22 protein-coding genes and 2 pseudogenes are annotated in these 19021 nt (G+C 68.3%); 13 read left to right on the top strand and 11 right to left on the bottom strand.

Going from position 1 to position 19021, the window contains the following annotated elements:
* From ACIBF5_RS21690 to ACIBF5_RS21680, 3 genes and pseudogenes are all read left to right on the top strand, one after another.
* Nucleotides 1-194: pseudogene (locus tag ACIBF5_RS21690) on the top strand (DDE-type integrase/transposase/recombinase); the annotation flags it as partial.
* Nucleotides 195-466: 272 nt separating this feature from the next.
* On the top strand, nucleotides 467-664 hold the full coding sequence (locus ACIBF5_RS21685; RefSeq protein WP_396814303.1) for a hypothetical protein: 198 nt from the start codon (nucleotides 467-469) through the stop codon (nucleotides 662-664).
* Nucleotides 665-715: 51 nt separating this feature from the next.
* A complete protein-coding gene (locus ACIBF5_RS21680; protein ID WP_396814301.1) occupies nucleotides 716-1135 on the top strand; it encodes a hypothetical protein in 420 nt (139 codons plus the stop codon).
* A 72-nt stretch (nucleotides 1136-1207) separates the two neighbouring features.
* On the opposite strand, the gene ACIBF5_RS21675 is transcribed toward ACIBF5_RS21680, so the two are convergent.
* Nucleotides 1208-1825, bottom strand: coding sequence for a DUF6518 family protein (locus ACIBF5_RS21675; RefSeq protein ID WP_396814299.1), 618 nt, complete (start codon nucleotides 1823-1825; stop codon nucleotides 1208-1210).
* A gap of 132 nt (nucleotides 1826-1957) precedes the next feature.
* Nucleotides 1958-2551 (bottom strand): dihydrofolate reductase family protein, encoded by a 594-nt coding sequence (locus tag ACIBF5_RS21670; RefSeq protein ID WP_396814297.1) that lies wholly within the window; start codon nucleotides 2549-2551, stop codon nucleotides 1958-1960.
* A gap of 176 nt (nucleotides 2552-2727) precedes the next feature.
* Between ACIBF5_RS21670 and ACIBF5_RS21665 the strand changes: the two genes are divergently transcribed.
* Nucleotides 2728-3627 (top strand): alpha/beta fold hydrolase, encoded by a 900-nt coding sequence (locus ACIBF5_RS21665; protein ID WP_396814294.1) that lies wholly within the window; start codon nucleotides 2728-2730, stop codon nucleotides 3625-3627.
* A gap of 7 nt (nucleotides 3628-3634) precedes the next feature.
* Here ACIBF5_RS21665 and ACIBF5_RS21660 read toward each other — a convergent pair whose 3' ends face one another.
* Entirely contained in the window at nucleotides 3635-4030 is a 396-nt protein-coding gene (locus ACIBF5_RS21660; RefSeq protein ID WP_396814291.1) for a hypothetical protein, read from the bottom strand.
* A 385-nt stretch (nucleotides 4031-4415) separates the two neighbouring features.
* On the opposite strand from ACIBF5_RS21660, the gene ACIBF5_RS21655 reads away from it, so the two are divergent.
* From ACIBF5_RS21655 to ACIBF5_RS21645, 3 genes are all read left to right on the top strand, one after another.
* The gene (locus tag ACIBF5_RS21655; protein ID WP_396814289.1) at nucleotides 4416-6737 is read left to right on the top strand and encodes a collagen binding domain-containing protein; all 2322 of its coding nucleotides are present in this window, start codon (nucleotides 4416-4418) and stop codon (nucleotides 6735-6737) included.
* Between the two features lie 119 nt (nucleotides 6738-6856).
* Nucleotides 6857-7687 carry a sugar nucleotide-binding protein gene (locus ACIBF5_RS21650; RefSeq protein WP_396814287.1) on the top strand — a complete coding sequence of 277 codons (831 nt, stop codon included), beginning with the start codon at nucleotides 6857-6859 and terminating at the stop codon, nucleotides 7685-7687.
* A gap of 275 nt (nucleotides 7688-7962) precedes the next feature.
* A complete protein-coding gene (locus ACIBF5_RS21645; protein WP_396814285.1) occupies nucleotides 7963-8580 on the top strand; it encodes a GNAT family N-acetyltransferase in 618 nt (205 codons plus the stop codon).
* A 74-nt stretch (nucleotides 8581-8654) separates the two neighbouring features.
* Here ACIBF5_RS21645 and ACIBF5_RS21640 read toward each other — a convergent pair whose 3' ends face one another.
* The 5 genes from ACIBF5_RS21640 to ACIBF5_RS21620 form a co-directional block, all read right to left on the bottom strand.
* Nucleotides 8655-9563, bottom strand: a complete 909-nt coding sequence (locus ACIBF5_RS21640) for a hypothetical protein (RefSeq protein ID WP_396814283.1) — start codon at nucleotides 9561-9563, stop codon at nucleotides 8655-8657.
* A complete protein-coding gene (locus ACIBF5_RS21635) occupies nucleotides 9560-10201 on the bottom strand; it encodes a hypothetical protein (protein ID WP_396814281.1) in 642 nt (213 codons plus the stop codon). The genes ACIBF5_RS21640 and ACIBF5_RS21635 overlap by 4 nt, the downstream gene beginning before the upstream one ends.
* A 59-nt stretch (nucleotides 10202-10260) precedes the next feature.
* A complete protein-coding gene (locus ACIBF5_RS21630; protein WP_396814279.1) occupies nucleotides 10261-11061 on the bottom strand; it encodes a hypothetical protein in 801 nt (266 codons plus the stop codon).
* 132 nt (nucleotides 11062-11193) lie between these two features.
* Nucleotides 11194-11484 (bottom strand): hypothetical protein, encoded by a 291-nt coding sequence (locus tag ACIBF5_RS21625; protein ID WP_396814277.1) that lies wholly within the window; start codon nucleotides 11482-11484, stop codon nucleotides 11194-11196.
* Between the two features lie 37 nt (nucleotides 11485-11521).
* The gene (locus ACIBF5_RS21620) at nucleotides 11522-11806 is read right to left on the bottom strand and encodes a hypothetical protein (protein ID WP_396814275.1); all 285 of its coding nucleotides are present in this window, start codon (nucleotides 11804-11806) and stop codon (nucleotides 11522-11524) included.
* 272 nt (nucleotides 11807-12078) lie between these two features.
* On the opposite strand from ACIBF5_RS21620, the gene ACIBF5_RS21615 reads away from it, so the two are divergent.
* Nucleotides 12079-12822 carry a glyoxalase gene (locus tag ACIBF5_RS21615; protein ID WP_396814273.1) on the top strand — a complete coding sequence of 248 codons (744 nt, stop codon included), beginning with the start codon at nucleotides 12079-12081 and terminating at the stop codon, nucleotides 12820-12822.
* 34 nt (nucleotides 12823-12856) lie between these two features.
* On the opposite strand, the gene ACIBF5_RS21610 is transcribed toward ACIBF5_RS21615, so the two are convergent.
* Nucleotides 12857-13885: a medium chain dehydrogenase/reductase family protein gene (locus tag ACIBF5_RS21610; RefSeq protein WP_396814271.1), complete on the bottom strand. Its 1029-nt coding sequence runs from the start codon at nucleotides 13883-13885 to the stop codon at nucleotides 12857-12859.
* Nucleotides 13886-13988: 103 nt separating this feature from the next.
* Between ACIBF5_RS21610 and ACIBF5_RS21605 the strand changes: the two genes are divergently transcribed.
* Nucleotides 13989-14663: a TetR/AcrR family transcriptional regulator gene (locus tag ACIBF5_RS21605; protein WP_396814269.1), complete on the top strand. Its 675-nt coding sequence runs from the start codon at nucleotides 13989-13991 to the stop codon at nucleotides 14661-14663.
* Nucleotides 14664-14683: 20 nt separating this feature from the next.
* Nucleotides 14684-14845 (top strand): annotated as a pseudogene (locus ACIBF5_RS21600) (DUF1905 domain-containing protein); the annotation flags it as partial.
* Nucleotides 14846-14890: 45 nt separating this feature from the next.
* Here ACIBF5_RS21600 and ACIBF5_RS21595 read toward each other — a convergent pair.
* Nucleotides 14891-15082, bottom strand: a complete 192-nt coding sequence (locus ACIBF5_RS21595; RefSeq protein WP_396814267.1) for a hypothetical protein — start codon at nucleotides 15080-15082, stop codon at nucleotides 14891-14893.
* Between the two features lie 159 nt (nucleotides 15083-15241).
* Entirely contained in the window at nucleotides 15242-16072 is an 831-nt protein-coding gene (locus ACIBF5_RS21590) for an NPP1 family protein (RefSeq protein WP_396814265.1), read from the bottom strand.
* 275 nt (nucleotides 16073-16347) lie between these two features.
* Here ACIBF5_RS21590 and ACIBF5_RS21585 point away from each other — a divergent pair, with 275 nt between their 5' ends.
* The 3 genes from ACIBF5_RS21585 (at nucleotide 16348) to prfH (ending at nucleotide 19019) form a co-directional block, all read left to right on the top strand.
* On the top strand, nucleotides 16348-17001 hold the full coding sequence (locus tag ACIBF5_RS21585) for a TOPRIM nucleotidyl transferase/hydrolase domain-containing protein (RefSeq protein ID WP_396814263.1): 654 nt from the start codon (nucleotides 16348-16350) through the stop codon (nucleotides 16999-17001).
* Between the two features lie 246 nt (nucleotides 17002-17247).
* On the top strand, nucleotides 17248-18393 hold the full coding sequence (locus ACIBF5_RS21580) for an RNA ligase RtcB family protein (protein WP_396814326.1): 1146 nt from the start codon (nucleotides 17248-17250) through the stop codon (nucleotides 18391-18393).
* Entirely contained in the window at nucleotides 18390-19019 is a 630-nt protein-coding gene (prfH, locus tag ACIBF5_RS21575; protein WP_396814261.1) for a peptide chain release factor H, read from the top strand. Before ACIBF5_RS21580 ends, prfH begins: the two co-directional genes overlap by 4 nt.
* Nucleotides 19020-19021: the final 2 nt, after the last annotated feature.

Raw genomic sequence — 19021 nt, 5'->3', positions numbered from 1 at the left:
ACATCACCGAACACCCGACCAGAGAGGACAAGGTCTACTGCGCGGTCGTGCTGGACACCTACTCGCGGAAGGTCGTCGGCTGGTCGATCGACGCTGCACAGACCGCCACCCTGGTCACCAACGCGTTGGGCATGGCGATCAGCAACCGCCAACCGCAGCCGGGCACGATCATCCACTCGGATCACGGGGTCCAGGGTGCGTTCAACCGGTCGTCGCAACACCTCGACGCCGTAGCCGCCACCCTCAACACTGGTCACAGTGGCGACGCCGCCATCAAGCCCGAGCCCGACGAGCCCACTACACACCACGCCTCAACCTCGAACCTCAACCATGATCCCGGACGGCGGCTGCCGTACTAGGCAGCGTAGATAATCCAAACGGGTGGCCCACCCTCGAAATCAACATGGATATAGTCCCTTCACGATTGACTCGCCGTAGATTGTCATGAGCCTATGAGGAGCGTCATATGAGCGACGAATCCGACAAGGTGGACGGCCAGCGGAAAGCCATCCGCGAACATATCGAGAAGTACAAGCGGTTCACGGTGCCCTACGAGAAGCAAACGGCACGTAGGACGATCGAGCTGGCCCAGCGGGAGATCAGCAACCTGAGAAGGCGCAAGCCGAGCATCAAGGAGTCATGGGAGGACAGCTGGCGCCCGTGACGGGTGATCGCCGCATGCCCGCCGCCACTCGATGGGGAAGACGACAAGGGGATGAGCAAGATGGGGATCTTCAGCAAGAAGAAAAGTGCCACGACCAGCGCAGGCGAGATCGGAACCTTCACATCGCCCCACTCCCTCACCGACACACTGGTGGTGGCCTACGAAGGGATCGCCTCCGAGTTGAGCGTCGCCGAGCGCAAGATCCAGGCGCCGGGAATCGCCGCGTCCATCTATCTCAGCCGCCTGGACGCAACAGGTCTCACCGTCACGGCAGGTAACAAGATCGAGACCTACTTCCAGTTCCGCGTCGACCTGCGAGCAAACGGCAATGGCTGCAAGGGCCACGTCGCCTACGACCGGCCAAGGTCGGAGATCAACAGATGGATGGGCAACGCGATCAAACTATCGTTCGGTCTGCGGAGCGCACTGACCGAATGCAGCGTGCAGGTCGAGGACTGGCGGACCAGCTGACGGCCTGGTCACGTACGCGCCGTGGGTGCCGGACAGTGCCCGCTCCCGGCAGCGTCTGACCCGACTTCGGAGTCAGGCGAATCCGGCGAGCGAGAAGGCCGTGAACCCCACCAATCCAAGGGGTATCGCCGTGACCAGGGCCAATGTCCGTTGCCTGGTTGTCGGCGCGGCCAAGACGATGACCAAGATGCCGAGAACGGCTCTGATGACGGCGGGCCACATCGGGTCATCGCCATAGCTCGGGTCCCCGATCCGTCGGATCTGGATCGCCGTCTCGGCAAACAGCACCGCACCGGGCAGCGCGACACCCACCGCCTGTCGCCAACCCGAGGTTCGCGCCCAGAACCCCGCAACGCCGAAGACCACGCCGGCGAGCATCCCGAAGAACATCCACAGCAACGACGCCGGCGCCCCGATGACCGCGATGTCGTCGCCCTGGATGAGGGTGGCCGCCAGGTAGTAGCTGGGCACCGCGATGACGAGCAGAACCACGGCGCCCAGGGCGGCGCGTACCCACCCGGACCTCACCCAGTGCCCGAAGGCGAAGGCAGCGACCGCCCAGACCGCGCTGGAGTTGCCGAGGTCCGCGAATGGGAACGGAACAAACTTGATCCACACGAAATCAAGGAAACCAAGCACGAAGCCGCCCACAACGGCACCGACAGCCACCATACGATGGTTAACGATCACGAGAAAAGGCTACCCGTCGTGGGTACCCGTCCCGCGCCACAGAACGCTACGGTCGTTGCCTGGCCTGAGCCGGGCCACGACCTGACAGAGGGCGGACACCGGAGTCGGTGCCCGCCCTCTCTCCGGCGAGCGTCAGGACCCGGCTGTGGAGTAGGTCGCGATGATGACGCCGGTGGTCGTCACCTGGCTCCCGGTGAGCCGTAGCTGCCGGAGAATGCCGTCGTCGGGAAAGATGCCCTTGCCACCGCCGACGAGGACCGGCTCGATCAGGATTCGCAGCTCGTCCACAAGGTTGTGCTCGATGAGGGTCCGGGTCAGCCGGGAACTGCCGACGACGTGAAGGTCACCACCCTCTTCCTGCTTCAACGAGGCCACAGCCTTGGCAACATCCCCGTGGAGGACCGTGGAGTTCTGCCACGCGAGCGGTTCGGTGAGTGTTGTCGAAGCGACGTACTTCGGGCGGTTGTTGAGCACCTCGGCAAGCGTGGCGAGTTCGTCGGGAGCAGTCGGCCAGAACGACGCGAAGATCTCGTACGTGCGGCGGCCGAACAGGAAAGCATTGGTTTCGACCGTGGTCTTGGTGAGCCAGCTCGTCGTCATGTCGTCGATGTGCCGCATGTGCCAGCCGCCGTGCCGGAAGCCGCCGTCGTTGTCCTCCCCGTCGTAGCCGGGGGCCTGGACGACCCCGTCGAGGGTCATCCATTCGTCTGCGATCAATTTCCGCATGTCGGTCTCTCCTACGGGTCGCTGCGTCGCCGCCATATTCTGCCCAACAAGCGGCGGGCAGGCCGGCGACGCCGCGTGGCGCCCGTCAACGAACCTGAACGGCAGGATCCCTGATCGCTGACCGCGCCTTGCGCGTTGCACCCCGATCCGCGTCCGCCGACCGTAGTCTCACCGGCATGATGGATGTGCAGACGCAGACGCAGACCCTCGTCACGCCCGGCGCCACCCTGGTCTACGACGTGCGGGGCCCACTACCCCCCTCCGGTGGGCTGCCCGCGTTGCTCATGATCGGCCAGCCGATGACGGCGGAGGGCTTCGAAGCGCTCGCCGCATTCTTCACAGACCGCACGGTCGTCACCTACGACCCGCGAGGACTGGGCCGGAGCATCCGTGAGGACGGCCGGTCCGACCACACCCCGCAACAGCAGGCGGCCGACCTGCATCTGCTGATCGAGGCGCTCGGCGCCGGTCCGGTCGACGTCTTCGCCAGCAGCGGCGGTGCGGTGACCGCACTGGAACTGGTCGCGACCCACCCCGGTGACGTCGTCACCCTGGTAGCACACGAGCCGCCGATCAACGCTGTGCTCCCCGACGCCTCGGCGGCCGAACAGGCCCGGGCCGCCTTTCACGAGGCGTACCAGGCGAAGGGCACCGGTGCGGGCATGGCCGCGTTCATCGCGATGACGTCGTGGCAGGGCGAGTTCACCGACGCCTACTTCGCCCAGCCCGCCCCCGACCCGGCGATGTTCGGCATGTCGACCGTCGACGACGGCAGCCGCGACGATCCGCTGCTGTCGAAGAATTCGTGGGCGATCAGCGACTACCGCCCCGAGGCGGGTGTGCTCACCGCTGCCCCGACCCGGATCGTGATCGCGGTCGGCGAGGAGTCGACGGGGACCTACACCGCCCGTACGGCCGTGGGAATCGCGACGCTGCTCGACCAGGAGGCCACGGTCTTCCCCAGCCACCACGGCGGTTTCCTTGGCGGTCAGTTCGGTTACGCGGGCAAACCGGAGGAGTTCGCGGCACGGCTGCGCGAGGTCCTGGACGCCGGGCGCGACGGTACGTCCGGCTGAGCGACCGCTACCAGTCGCGCCACGAATCGGTCAGTTCGGTGCGATCAATGCCGCGACGGGCGGTGAGTGCCCCGACGTCTATGCCAGCCGCTGTCAGAACGTCGTCAACGTACTCACAGAGCTGTTCCCGTTCCCCGGTCTCGATGTTTCCGTGCTCCTCGTCAATCGCGTTGAGAGCCAGGACGACGCGCTGGACCGCCACAAGGACCTCCTCGTCGGAAGGTGTGCGGAAGGCCCGCACGTCTGCCTCGTAGGCGTCCAGCGCGCCGTCGACCGCGGTGATGAAGCCACTCGGCCACAGCTCGGCGGCGTATGCCTCCTCCTGGGTGAGAGTGCCGGCCCTGATCGCCTCTGCTTCCTCACGTACGTCACGGCGCCACTCGTCGGTCGGTCGTTCGCTCATGGGACGGGAGCGTAAACACGAGGTCCGACATGATCCGACAGTCGTGCCACTCCACGATGGTCGACCGCCGCGCGCCGAGAAGCAGGAACATCACCTCGGTCATTGCCAGACGCGGCACCGGGCACGGCTCAGGATTCGGTGCACAATGCCGGGTCGTCAAGCAAACCATCGCCCTGCCGCACTGGTTCCGACGCCTACGGATCCGCTGGTAAATCCGCGACGACATCCACGAAGCCTTTTCGCCCTGGCCTGCGCGATCATCTGCTGGCGCCGACGCAAACACTCAAAGTCAGGAATCTTGGGGTGCGTGTGGTGGCTACCATGCCGCTCACGGATCGGGAGTCCTGTTCGCCCGACCGTCTCCCTTCGCACACCACGAGGACAAATGAGAAAATCGCACGTGCGCGGACTCGGATCGATGGTCGTGGCGTTGCTGGTCACGACCTTCGCGGCGGTATCCCCGGCCCACGCCGCCCCGGCGGTCGGCAGCATCGGCGGAACCATCACCGACAATGGCTCCCCGGTGGCGGGCGTCCCGATCCGGGTCTCCGCCGACGGCGGGTCGTACAACAGGTCGACAACGACCGGTTCCGACGGACGCTACGAGGTTCCGGACGTACCGGTCGCCGACTCGCTCTACCGGGTCACGATCAACCCGCCCGGGCGCCCCCTGCAGTACGCGTACGGCCAGACATACAGCGAATCTGCCACCCTGTTCTCGGTGACCACGGGGCAGCGCACGACCGTCGATGACGCGTTGCTGCCCGTCGGCACGATCCGTGGGCGGTTCACCGACCCGGCCGGCAACGGTGTGCTGGCCCTGGTCCGAGCTTCCGGAGACGGGGGCGCCAGTAGCGCGAACACCGATGCGGCCGGCAACTACTCGCTCACGGTGACCCCGGGCACCTACCGGGTCGGCTTCTACGCCGGCGGCACCCAGCAGTACGCCTACGGCACCTACGACTACAACCAAGCGGCCCTCTTCACGGTGGCGGCCGGTCAGACCGTCACCGTCGACGACGTCATGCTGGTCACCGGCTCGATCGCTGGTCGGCTGACCAACGCCGACGGCACCCCGGCCGCGTTCGTCCGGGTGGAGGCCCAGGGCGACCTCGGCAGCGACAGCGCCGGCACCGACCAGAGCGGAAACTACCGGATCGACCAACTTCCGCCCGGCGACTACAAGCTGCTCTTCCAGTTGCCGTCCGGGGCCAGGCAGTGGGCGCCGCAGGTCCGATCCGGCGCGGCGGCACGCTTGTTCACCATCGCCGGCAACGCGGTGACCACCCACGACGAGCAACTGCTACCGACCGGCTCGGTCGTCGGCCGGTTCACCGCCGCCGACGGCAGCGGCATGCCCGACGTCACGGTGTCGGTCTTCGACAGTTCGGCCGGCGAGTATCTTCCGGGCACGACCGCCGCCGACGGTGGTTACCGGATCGAGGGAGTCTTCCCCGGTGACTACCAGGTGCGGTTCTCGCACTGGGAGACCAACCTCGACCAGTACGCGTACGGCAAGCTCAGCACCGCGACGGCGGACACCGTCACCGTCGTCGCCAACCAGGCGACCACGGTCAATGACCGTCGACTGACCACGGGTAGCGTCCGGGTCACCGCCCGGGACAGCGTGACCGGGGCGACCATTCCCGACTTCGTCGCCGCGATCGGTGACCACGGCTACAACTCGACCGACGGCGCCATCCTCATCGAGAACGTCCCGGCCGGCACCCACGTCATCTCGGCGAGCGCGGACGACTACCCCTACGTCCGGGAGGCGGCGACGGTGACGGTGGTCGCCGGGCAGCGGGCCGAGGTCGAACTGGTACTGACGCCGATCGGGAGGATCACCACCAGGATCATCGACCGGGCGACGGGGGCGCCGGTGGCCAACATGTGCGTGTTCGTCGTGACCCCGAAGACGTTCGCCTTCCCTGACGGTTGCGGTGGCCGGAGCGACTCGACCGGTGCGGTGACCGTGCGGTTACCCGCCCCCGGCGCGTACAACCTGTTCGTGCTCCCGGACCCGGCAAGCCCGTACGGCGCCCAGTGGGTCGGCTCGACCGGTGGTACGGGCTCGCAGAACGACGCGCGTCGGGTCAACGTGACGGCCGGTGAGACCAAGGTCGTACCCAAGATCCAACTGGATCCGCGCGGGACCATCACCGGGAGCGTAACCAGCGCGACCGGCCAGCCGGTGCACGGGGGCAGGGTGAGCATTGTGGGCCCCGACCTGGGCAGCGGCACCAGTACCCGGATTTCCCCCGTGGCCCCGGACGGCAGCTACCGGGTCGACTGGCTGGGGCCGTACCGGTGGCCACTGTTGTTCACCGCCACCGATCACGCCTACCAGTGGAGCGGCGGCGTCGGCAACCGGTTGAACGCCGAACTGGTGTCAGTGCCGGCGGGCGGGACGACCGACTTCGACTACACCCTGAAGCAGGGCACGAACATGGTGGTCACGGTTCCCACCGAGAGCGACTACGGCCGTCTGGTGGTCCGGAACGTGGGCTCCGCCGATCCGGTCGGTCTGGTGGACACCGACACTCCCGGCGCCGGCATCCACCTCCGGGTGATCGGCGGTCAGCAGGTCAAGGTGCAGTGCGACTGTGGTCCCAACCGCTGGTACGGCGGCACCGACCTCGCCAGCGCGACACCGGTGGCCATCCCGATGAAGGGCACGGTGAACATCACCTTCCCCGCGATCTGACCCGGCTCGGGTCACCGGCGGGCACCGACCCTGGTGTCTCCGGTGACCCGGCCGTCGCCGTACCGTTATCAAGGATGATGAATCCGCAGGGTTCACGCCCCACGCACTACGGTGGCCTCGTGGATCTTCTGGTGATCGGTGGGAGCGGCCTTCTCGGGCGGGAAGTCACTCGTCAGGCCCGACTCGCGGGTCACCGCGTCGTCGGCACCTTCCACACCCACGTCCCGTCGGTCAGGGGCGTGGACTGGCACATGGTCGACATCCGACGCCGCGACGACGTCACCGCGTTGGCCCTGCGGGTGCGCCCCGACGTGGTGGTCAATGTCGCGTACCGGCAGTCCGACTGGGCAACCACCGCTGAGGGCGGTATGCACGTCGCCCTCGCCGCTGCGGCGACCGGCGCCCGGCTCGTGCACGTGTCCAGCGACGCGGTCTTCTCCGGCGCCGCGGCCAGCTACGACGAGACGCAACCGCCGGACCCCACGACACCGTACGGTGCCGCCAAAGCCGCGGCGGAGACTGCGGTCAAGGGTATAGCCCCGTCCGCGGTTATCGCCCGAACCTCACTGATCATCGGTGACGGCGACTCCCCACAGGAGCGGCTCGTGCACGCGCTGGCTTCCGGCGCCGTGACCGGTGCCCTCTACACCGACGATGTGCGATGCCCCGTACACGTCACCGACCTGGCCTCGGCACTACTGGAGCTCGCGGCATCACCACTCGCCGGGGTCCATCACGTCGCCGGCGCCGACGCCATCAGCCGCTACGAACTCGGCGTGTTGATCGCCCGACGTGACGGTCTCGACCAGGCCGCGCTCCCCACCGGTCTACGCGCCGACACCGACCTCCCGGGCCCTGTCGACGTACGCCTGGACAGCACCATGACCCAGACGCGGTTGACCACTCGCCTCCGAGGGGCACGTGACTTCCTCGCTCCCACACCGACCTGACAGGCCCGACCCGTGTCAGGATGCGTCGCGGCGGCTGAAGCCGAGCGCCCCGGCACCGAGCGCGACAAGGCTGCCACATCGTCGGCAGGAAGTGCGCGAAGATCGGCGCCACCGGGACGAGGCCACCCGGGGTGACCAGCGTTGACACGGTCGAGGGCAGTAGGGCTCCGAGACCCGTCGCCACAGTGCCGGTGACCAGCACGACGAGCGCCGCGCAGAAAACCGGCGGCAAAATGGGGTCGCGTGGTCGCCGCCGCCGTGTGATCGTTCACCGCGTGCCCCAACCTGTTCTGCGCACCGCACGTCTGCTGCTGGTCCCACTGGCCGACGAGCACCTCGACCTAGAGGTGCAGCTCGACTCCGACCCTGAGGTGCTTCGTTTCATCACTGGGCGGGCGCGGTCGAGGGACGAGGTGATCGAGTCCCACGCGCGGCGGCTGGACCTGGCTGGCCGGGTGGACGGCCTGGGCTACTGGATGGCGTTCGGGTCTGACGGCGGCAGGCGCGGCTCCGCGCCGCCAGCGCGGCAGGACGAGGGCGAATTCGTCGGCCTCATGATGCTTCCACCGGCGCACGGCCCCGACCAACCCGACGACCCGACCGTCAGCGAACTGGGTTACCGCCTGGTCCGCCGCTACTGGCGGCAGGGCCTGGCGAGCGAGGCGTCGCGTACCCTGCTGCGGCACGCCTTTGACACCGTTGGTCAGTCTCGGGTCATCGCGCAGACCATGGCCGTGAACGCCGGGTCTCGCGGTGTCATGGAGACCGCCGGTATGCGATACGTCCGTACCTTTCACCCGTCCTGGGATGATCCGTTGCCCGGCGCCGACCTCGGCGAGGTGGAGTACGAGATGACTCGCGAGATGTGGGCGACGGTTCCTGGCTCCCGCTGAGGCCGGCGGGTGGCCCGACCGGCCGGACGCCGGTCGCGCGTATTCCCGCGTGCCGATGCTGACGTACCCGACCGTCAGGCGAAGTTGATGTCCAGGTGGGCGAAACCCCGATCCCGGAACATCACCCGGGTACGCGCGTCGAACGGCTTCTTGCAGTTGAGGAGCCGGACATTCGCGAGCTTGGGGCAGTCCAGCAGCGCCTCGACGTTGCCGACCCGGTTGCAGTTCAACACGTCCAACTCGACCAGTTCCGGCAGGTCCCGGAAAATCGCGCAGTCGATCTCCGTGTACACACCGTTGAGTCGTACGCTCCGCAGGGATGCGACGGTGGCGAGCCGTTCGATCGGAAAGCCCCGGCTGGCCCCACCGATCTCCAGCACCCGCAACGGTGAGCGGATGTAGTCGAAGACATCGAAGGCACGTACCCGCACCAGTTCCAGGTGACGCAGCCGCTCCAGCGCCCGGAGCTGATCCAGCGTGGCGAGCCGGCCGTTCACCTGGAGGTGGAGGAACTCCAACGCCGAGGGCAGCGGGTCCACGAAGTCCATCAGGTTCGGCTTCGCCGCCGGGGCCAGAAACATCAGCCCGCGCAGGTCGGGCAGGAACGCGTCCAGCTTGATTCTCGTACGCGGGGCCGGCGCGTCAGCCTCGTCGACGACCATCAGCATCGGCAGGCCGGGCGGGGCGTTCCCCACATCCAGTCGGGGCAGCAGCGCGCTCGGGATCGACACCGATCGCACCGCTGGCAGCCGGGGCAGGAACGTCGGCAGGCTGCCCCGGGCCAGTTGCGCCGAGGTTGGCAGCAGATGCAGGCAGCGGATATTGGCCAGCTCGTCCGGCCCGGGGGTGCCGGCCCACGGGATCCGTACCGCCGTGCCGTCGTACGTCAGGTCGTCACACTCGGCCGCGTTGCCGACGCAGTAGATCCCTTCGCCGGTCGGCGGGTACAGGTATGCGTAGCGACTCTCCTCGAACAGGTTCACCGCGCGCCTTCCCGATCCCCGAACCCGGCCTCTGTCAGTAACTTCCGCCCGCGCAGATTGCCGAGAGCCAGGACGCAGAAGACCAGGATCGTCACGGCGATCGTCCGCGGAGCGCTCTCCGCGAGGTCACGCGGAGGCGTGGTGCCATTCTCGCGGGAAAGGGCCGTGGCCACCGGACGCAGCGCGAGCACGATCGGGATCGGCACCACGGATATCGCCGCCAGCCAGCGAAACGGTCTGCTGACCGTCAACCACTTCGCGGACAGGATTCCCACTCCGAATTCGAGGAGCAGTGCGACGGGCAACGCCACGACCGTGTTCAGCCGCAGGGCGGTGGCAACGGCCTGATCCGGGGAACCGCCGGGCGGAACCAGCGGTACGAAACCAGCGACGACGCCGCTGACCACGGCCTCGCTGAGGTATGCCAGAACGACCAGTCCCAGCACGCGACGGACCAGCTTTGCCCGGCGGACCGGCTCCGGCACCAGGTCCGCGCCCTCGCGAGCGCTGCGCCGGAGCACCACCATGGCAACCAGCGCTGCGGCGGCGGGCGCCAAGAACGCGGCCCAGGCGTCGTTCACACCTGCATAACTCACCACGAAATAGAGGCTCAGCAACACGAGGATGGCGGACCACACGAGCGCAGTATCGTGCCGGTACGCAAGCACCACAAGGCGGACCCCGAGCCCGATGTTCCTCACATGCTGTCGTCGCCCTGGCTGACCGTGCCGTCGGGCGCCACCAGCAGGAGCATGACGCCGATCAGGTCGAGACTGTCGCGGGTGCGCCGGTACAGGCTGCGGTAGGTGGGCGCGTCGGGTAACCCGATGGCCAGGTCGAAATCAGGGTGTTCCGACCGGGTGAGCATCGCCTTCAACAGCGCCTGCGCGTACCAGTGACGTGCCTGCGTCGAAGGCGCGGTCGGCTTGGTCTGCTCGGCCCGGCGCGGATCTTGATAGTGGCGGCTCGGGAATCCCTTCACCTCGATGGCGAGAGTCCGGCCCTCGCGGGTGGCAATGACGTCGATGCCATGTTCCTTGGTCGCCGTATCGGCGGTGTGCCGGATGGTCCAGCCGCCTCGAACGAGGTGGATGACGATGCTGGCCTGAACCTCCGACTCGCGCATGCCATCCCGCACACCAAGATCGGGACGGTCGATGGCCTCCGGTAGCGGTGCGAGAGCCGACACCGCCCCGCCCGCCACCACAGCGGCGGATCTGCTCCCGCCGGCTCGGCCACGCCTGAACACCACCTGCTCGGCGAGTTGGTCGACCGAGTCGACCCGCCAACCCGCTGCCCGCCACGCCGCAGCCTGGACCTTGGAGTCGTTGGCCCACCATGTGCGGTGTTCCCGCGCAGATGGGGGCAGCACACCCACGATCGCCTCCACCTCGGCGAAGGTCATCCTGACCTCGCCGGCGTCGTCCGGCCATGCCATCAGGAAGTCTCGCCACGCGTCGTACTTCGCCACCTCCCCATACTGCTCGGGACGAGTCATGCAACGGCTCCACCAACCTGACGATTTCCTCGGCGGACTGTCTTGAGGTCGGCGTGGTCCGTACGCGACGCTGAGCACGCCCGCCAAATGGCGAGGATCGGAGCGTCCAGCGCGGGACCTGATGGGCGAAGGCTAGGAAGCGACGGCCGGAAAGCTGTCCGTGAGGGCGGCCATGGCCCGGCGGATGCGGGTGTCCGCCCCTGAATCGATCTCCTCGGTGAGCGCGACGTGATGCAACACGCCAACCACCGCCAGGGCGAGCGCCTCGGTATCGGCGCCTGCGGGCACCCTCCCGAGTCGTTGCTCAGCAGTCAGGTAAACGGCAATGGCACGCTCGACCGCCCGCAGCCCGGCGGTTCCGGTGCCCAGCACCGCTTCGATGTTCACGACCAGATCCGGCCGGAAGGCCATCAGCCGGGTCAACGCCAACAGCGTGCGCGGCGGCGTCGCCAGGATCGCGTCACTCAGATTCTCGGCGACCGTGCCGGCTTCCGGCCCGGCCCGGTAGGCCCGCCACCTGGCTGGAGATCTGGAAGACCCGGTCGACCGCGTACCCGGCCAGGAAGTCGTCGAAGTTCGCGAAGTGTGCGTAGAGCAGCCCGGTGGCGACACCGGCTACGCGGGTCACCGCCCGGCCGGTGAGCCGGCTCGGCCCGTCTCCCGCGATCACCTGCTCGAGAGCGGCGAAGAGCAGGCACTCGCCCGCCGGGGAATGCACCAGTACGCGCCACCCAGCCGGTTCCACGTCTGGAGCAGCGAAATGACCATCCGGGCAATCACCCTCCCCGTCGTCCGTGGTCTCGTCCGGCGTGGCATCGAACGATCGACCCGTTGAGGATCAGCCGACAGGGCGCCGTCCGTGACAGCAAGGCCGTCCTGTGGCTACATCGGAACGCCTATGGCATGAGAATGCTGCCTTCTGCACGATTCGGAACGTCGCATTTCTGAATGTGCGGGACGGTCGTGAGTTTGGCAGACTGCTCCTGGCCTGCTCTGTCGAACAGTGAGGCGCCGACGATGCTTGAGAACCGTATCCAGCCGAACGAGAGCACCGTGCCGTTGCTGCCCTGCGTGGCACCGGACGAAACCCTGGCCTTTTGGCGCGCCCTTGGCTTCGCCGTGACCTGGGAGCAGACGAAGCCCTATCTGTACCTGGCATTCCGGTGGAGCGGGTTCGAACTGAACTACGGGCGCGCGGCCAGCAGTGTGGACCCGTCGGTGGAGAACACCGGCGGGTGCCTGGTGATGGTCGACGTGGTCGCGCCGTATCACGCCGCGTTCACCGAGGCGATGCGCCAGACGTACGGCAAGGTTCTTTCCAAAGGGCTTCCCCGGATCACCCGGTTCCGGCCCGGCGCCTCCCGGTTCACCATCATGGACCCGTCCGGAAACTCGATCGTCTTCATCCAGCGCGACGAGCCGGAAACCCTGGAATACGGCGGCGCCCCTGCGCTCAAGGGGCTTGCCCGGGTCCTGGACAACGCCCGGATTCTGCGGGAGTTCAAGGAGGACGACCGGGCGGCCTTCCGCGCGCTGAACTCGGGGTTGCGCCGCCACGGCGACGCCGCGCCGGCAGTGGAGCAGGCGATGGCGCTGGCGATGCTCATCGAGCTGTCCACGGCACTGGAGGAGCCGCAGCGGGTGCCCGAGTGGGGCGTGAGGCTCCGGGAACTCGCCCTGACCGTGGAAGAGCGGCACCGGGTCGAGTCCGCCGTGGCCGACCCCACCCTGCTCGTCGTCTGGATGCCGAGCACGACCTGACGCGCCGCGCAATGCCGGAACAGCGGACGGCCGGTCAGGGGATGAGGACGACCTTGCCGGTGACGGCGCCGGACTCGGCCAGGCACAGGGCGTCGGCGGCTCGGGCGAGAGGGAACCGGGCGGCGATCTGCGCGGCGATCTGCTGTTGGGCCATAGCGTTCAGGACCTGGGTCAGATCGTGCCTCAGCCGGGCCCGGAACCGCTGCTTGACGAGAACTCGGCCGGCCCAGATGTTGTAGAAGTAGGCTCGCCGACCGTTCGGCAGCGCGTGCCACACCCAGATCCGGGCGAGGACCTTGAGCACCGGCAGGTGCTTGGAACCGGTGTCGTCGCGGGTGGCGGCGGTTCCGTAGGCGACGAGGGTGCCACCGGGTGCGAGCAGTCGCCACGACTCGGGCACGCTGCGAGTGCCGAGATGGTCGAAAACCGCGTCGACGCCACCAGGGGCGAGCGCGCGCACTGCGGCCGGCACGTCAGCGTGGTAATCGATCGGGGTGACGCCGAGGTCACGAAGCATGTCGTGGTGTCGCGGGGAGGCGGTGCCGATCACCTGGGCTCCGGCGAGACGGGCCAACTGCACCAGGGTCGAGCCGACACCGCCGTTGGCGCCGTGCACCAGGATCGTCTGGCCGGCCAGGACGCGGGCCTTGCGATGCAGCATCTGCCAGGCGGTGATTCCGTTGACCACGACGGTCTCGGCCTCGGCCGGGTCCAGGCCGGCGGGCACCGGCACCGCGTAGGCGGCGTCGACGACCACATGGCTGGCCCAGCCGCCCACCTTCGTCAGCGCCGCGACGCGTTGGCCACGGAGCGCGGGGTCCACGCCGGCCCCGATCGTCTGGACCACTCCGACCAGGTCGTAGCCGGGCACGAACGGGAACGAGGGCTGGTCGTAGTAGCGGCCCCGACGCATCTGCTGCTCGGCGAAGGACACGCCGGTGGCCTCCATCCGGATCACCAGTTGCCCGGTGGCAGGCGCGGGGATCGGTGTGGTGCGTACCTGCAGGTCGTCGGGGGCAACCACACCCGGAAGAACGATCTCGGTTCGCTGGTCCGTTGCCATCATTTCCACCATCTCCACCATAATGATTGCCTCTAGCAAGAGTTAGAGGTTATAACGAGAGTATGTTCTGCTCACCGAAGAGGTGTCAAGCGAAGGAACAGACATGGACGGTGCCGCACGGAGCCCGCGGGAGCGATACCGCGAACAGGTTCGCGCAGAGATCAAGGCGTACGGGTGGACACAGGTGGCGACCACCGGAGCGTCGGCACTGTCCCTGAACGCGATCGCCAAGCAGATGGGCATCAGCGGACCCGCCCTCTACCGCTACTTCCGCAACCGCGACGACTTGATCACGGAACTTGTCCTGGACGCCTACCGCGACCTCGCCGCCACCTGCCGTGCCGCCGTCGTAACCGGGAGCCCGCCCACCGCCCGGCTGCACGCGGTGGCCGTCGCCATCCGTCAGTGGGCACTGGCCGCCCCGCACCGATACCTACTCATCTACGGCACGCCGGTGCCCGGCTATGCCGCCCCGCCCGACGCCACGACGATCGCGTCGAGCATCATGTCGATACTGCTCGACGCATTCGACAAAGCCGACGCCCCGATCAGCTCCGTCACCGATGCCAGCGCGGCCCTCGACGAGCATCTGGACACCCATCGGCAGTGGGCGGGCGACCACCCCTGCTCGGCTACCGCCCTACGCCGCGCGCTCACCTTCTGGACCCGGCTGCACGGCGTGGTCAGTCTCGAGGTCGCCGGCCACTTCACCAACATGCAGTTCGACCCCGCGCTGCTCTACGCCGCCGAGACCGACGCCGCCATCAACACGGCGTAGCCCCCGCCGACCAGACCCACCAGGTCAGGGTCACGGTGGGCGGCAGCACCTGGATGACATCGATCTTCCCCGACAACGCTCGCGGAGGACACGTGCTGCCGGTCAAGCGGACGATTCGCCAGGCCGAGGGTCTCGACACCGGTGACGTCGCGACGGTGACGGCCGAACTCGTCGGCTCTTGACCACGTCGCCTGGCCCGAGGCGTACGGGACGTCAGACCGGTCATCTCACCGGTCGTCGAGTAGCTGTCGCGACCTTGCGGCGTCCGGCCACGCCATGCGCAAACTACCGGGGGTGCCGTTGAGGCGAGCCGGGTCGCCGCCGGGCGGCGACGCCGTCGCCGCCTCCGCGCAGGTTGCCCCACGAGCGAGGTAGAACCGCTGCGCAGCGGTGTTCTGCCGCAACACCCACAGATACATGGCAGCACCAGTAGCGTGTTGCTCGGTACGGCGAGCCGCGCCGACCACACGCGACGGCGATCGGCCCGGGATGGCGCGGCCCGGTGTCGAACGACGCGGCGCGCCCCAGACCGCCGGACGACCGACGCCTGCACGACGGTCGTCCGGCGGCCGTCCGGCTCAGCCCTGGGGGTTGAACGGAATCCCCGCGGGCTTGGAGACGTTGAGGAGGTATTCGAACGAACCATCTTTGATCTTGATGGTCGCGGAACCGAAATTGGCGTTCATCAGTCTGTCCCGCAACTGGACGCTGGGCCACCCGTTCCAGTCCACCGTGGGCGGGTAGCGCCACCCGTGGTAATGGTTTTCCGGCGGCTCGTCGCTGCCGTTCGCCAGCCGGAAGAAGTGCGTGGACGCGCCGTCCTTGTGGTAGACGACCTTGGGGTGTGAGCCGTCGAAACGTACCTGCGAACGGGTGTAGGTCCGCTGACTGCTGTGCTGCGTGGTGGTCACGAACTCGACCTGGTTCGACGCCTGGTTGACCCAGGAGATGACGTGTTCCCAATCGTGCCGGTGGCCGCCGAGGCCACTTCCGTGCACCGCCTGGTCCTTCTCGAAGTAGCTGGCGTAGACGATCGCGCACCAGCCGTTGTTGCACTTCGACCGGGCGTACGTCTGCGACCTGTCCAGATCGGACTGGTCCCGGCAACTGCCGTTGATGGCCCCGGTGGTGTTCAGTCCGGGGTTGATCGTGCCGTCCGGGCTGATGGCTGCCACGGCGTAGCAGCCGTCGGTGTCGTAGTCGTACGCGGGCGAGAACGACGCTTCGTACCCTCCGGCGTTCGCCGGCAGGTTGGGCAGCGAATCGGCGAACGCCACCGTCGCGGGGATCACGACCCCGAGCGCGGCCAGCCCGGCCACGATCCGGGACAGAAGACGACGGTGACGCCTGACGAACGTGCCGGAGGGCCGAACCGAGGAAGACCCCGGTACGGCAGACGGCGATGACATGTGTTCCATTCCTCGCCTTTCTGGGATCGACGCGCCCTGGCCGGTCTGTCCGCCAACGCGTGACCATCTGTATTTCACGCGGCCGAGCTGGGGGTCAATGTCCAGACACGAGAAGAACGCATGAATAGCGGGCGATTTCCCGGGCTCCCGCCCCGTTGGTCACGGTCCGCACCGGGCCGGCACGGCAGCGGCAGCGGCAGCGGGGCCGACGGTCGGTGGTCCACCCCGACAGATTCGGGTGGCGGTCCGAACCGGTCATTGTCAGACTCCGACCCGTGCGAGAACCGGATCGCTTCCGAGCCGCCGTCGACACGTGGGCGGCCGGCGGCACGGGCGCGGCGGCTGCCGCCACGGTCGCCCGCGAACTGGCCACCGACGGCCTGGCCACGGTCGTGCTCGTCGAAGGGGTCAGCGACCAGAGCGCCGTGGAGGCGCTGGCGGCCCGCCACGACCGTGATCTGGCTGGCGAGGGTGTGTGCGTCCTGCCGCTCGGAGGAGCGATGAGCGTCGGTCGGTTTCTGCGGATCTTCGGCGCGTCCGGGCTCGCCACGAACGTACGAGGGCTCTGCGACGAGGCGGAAGAGGGCTACTTCCGGCGTGGCCTGGAGCAGGCTGGCCTCGGCACCGGCCTGACCCGCTCCACGATGGAGGCGCTCGGCTTCTACGTCTGCGTGGCCGACCTGGAAGACGAGCTGATCCGGGCACTTGGCACCTCCGGCGTCGAGCATGTGCTCGCAGCCGAGCAGGATCTGGCCAGGTTCCGGGTCTTCCAGAACCAGCCCGCGCAGCGCGGGCGAGCGGTCGAGCGGCAACTGCGCCGCTTCATGGGCACCACCAGCGGTCGTAAGGCCCGGTACGCACGCGCGCTCGTCCGCGCCCTCGACCTGGACCGCGTTCCACGGCCCCTGGACCGCCTGCTCGCCGGCTAGCCCAGCCGCATCGGCGTACCTGGTCCGTTCCCGGCCGCCCGGACTTCGGCGGCAACCGAAAATCGCTTGCCCGGTGCGGCGGGTTCCGGGAAGGTCATGCCCATGACGTTCTGACGGACCGCCCCCGACACTTCCAGGCCCACGGCACCGCACCGTGCCGCAACGCCATCCGTCCATGCCCCCTTCCCAGGGAAGAGAACGTCCTTGTCTGCGCAACACCCCCGGCAGGACACCCTGCCGCAGTCCATGCCGGCCACCGTCACCGTCTTCGCCTCCCCCTCCAGTTGGATCGAGTCCGACGCCGTCGCGCAATGCCACCAGGTGGCCGCCTTCGACGGCATGATCCACGTCGCCGCCATGCCGGACCTGCACCCCGGCAAGGGCGCCCCGATCGGTGCCGCCATGGCGTCGACCGTGCTGTACCCGTTCCTGGTGGGCTCCGACATCGGTTGCGGCATCGCCGTGTTCCCCCTCAAGCTCAAGCGCGCCGTACCCGAGAAGCTGGCCGCCCGGTTCCCCGACCTCGACCGGGCACTCGACCCCGAGCAGGATGCCGACGACCCGGCCTGGGCTGTGCTGGACGGCGATATCCCCGCCGGTCACCTTGAGGGTCTCGGGACGGTCGGCCGGGGCAACCACTTCGTCGAGCTGGCCCGGATCGAAACGGTCTTCGAGCCGGGTCACGCGAGCCGCCTCGGTCTCGCCCCCGGTGACCTCGTACTCATCGTGCACAGCGGCTCCCGGGGTCTCGGCGAACGAATCCTGCGGGCGCACACCGAGGTCCATGGCGCGGGACCCACCCCCGACCCTGCCGGCTACCTGGCGATGCACGACGATGCCCTGCGCTGGGGCTCGCTCAACCGGCGGCTGATGGCCGCCCGGGTCGCCCACGCACTGGGCACCGAGCCGACCGAACCGATCGTCGACCAGTGCCACAACCTGGTCGAACTCCGCGACGGCGTCTACCTGCACCGCAAGGGAGCGGCGCCGGGCGACGGCCGCGACGTGCTCATCGCCGGCACCCGAGGCACCCGTTCCTACCTCGTCGCCGCCCACGCCGGGCCGGAGGCCAACCATTCCGTGGCGCACGGCGCGGGCCGCAAGATGTCGCGCGCCGACGCCCTGCGCCGGGGCCGGGCCAAGCACACGGTCGAGGAGTTACGCCGCACTCCGGTGGGGTCGCTGGTGGTGTGCGGTGACCGTCAGCTCCTCTTCGAGGAGGCACCGACGGCGTACAAACGCATCGAGCAGGTGATCGCCGACCTCGTCGACCACGACCTCGCCACGCCCGTGGTGACCACGGTTCCCCTGGTCACCTACAAGACGCCCGACCTCGGGTCGACGCCCCGGCAGGAGCGGCGCGAGCACCGCCGGACACGAGGCCGGTCGTGAGTGTCCACCTGTTCATGACGGCCGGACGTGGCCCGCAGGAGTGCGCCTGGGCGCTCGCCCGGCTGCTCCGCCGGCTGGAAACCGAGGCCGCCCGGAAGAACCTGACGACCGAACGGGTCGGGACCGTCCCCGGTGACCGACCGGGCACCCACCGATCGGTCCTGCTCCGGATCGCCGGGCCCGGCGCCGAGACGTTCGCCGCATCGTGGACCGGAACCCTGTGCTGGCAGGCTCCGAGTCCATACCGGTCCGAAGCCGGCCGGAAGAACTGGTACGTCACGGCCCAACCGTGCCAGGTCGACATCCCGCGTACGGCGTTCTCGGAGGCGGACGTTGACGTCGTCGCCTGCCGCACCGGAGGCCCTGGTGGTCAGCACCGCAACAAGGCCAGCACAGCGGTACGGGCGACCCACCGTCCCTCGGGGATCGTCGTCGTGGTCGACACCGAGCGGCAGTTCAGCCTCAACCGCCGCATCGCCATGCAGCGGCTGCGACAACGCATCGAGTACGGCGACGAGGCGACGGGACGCGCCGTCATCACCGCCCGGTGGCGCATCCACGACGAACTCGAACGTGGCAACCCGACCCGGGTCGAGCGTCCGGAGACGTCGGGCCAGGGACACTGAGA

This window comes from Micromonospora sp. NPDC050417, assembly GCF_044458865.1.
In the GTDB taxonomy this organism is placed as follows: domain Bacteria; phylum Actinomycetota; class Actinomycetes; order Mycobacteriales; family Micromonosporaceae; genus Micromonospora_G.
This window is presented reverse-complemented; position numbering and strand designations above follow the sequence as displayed.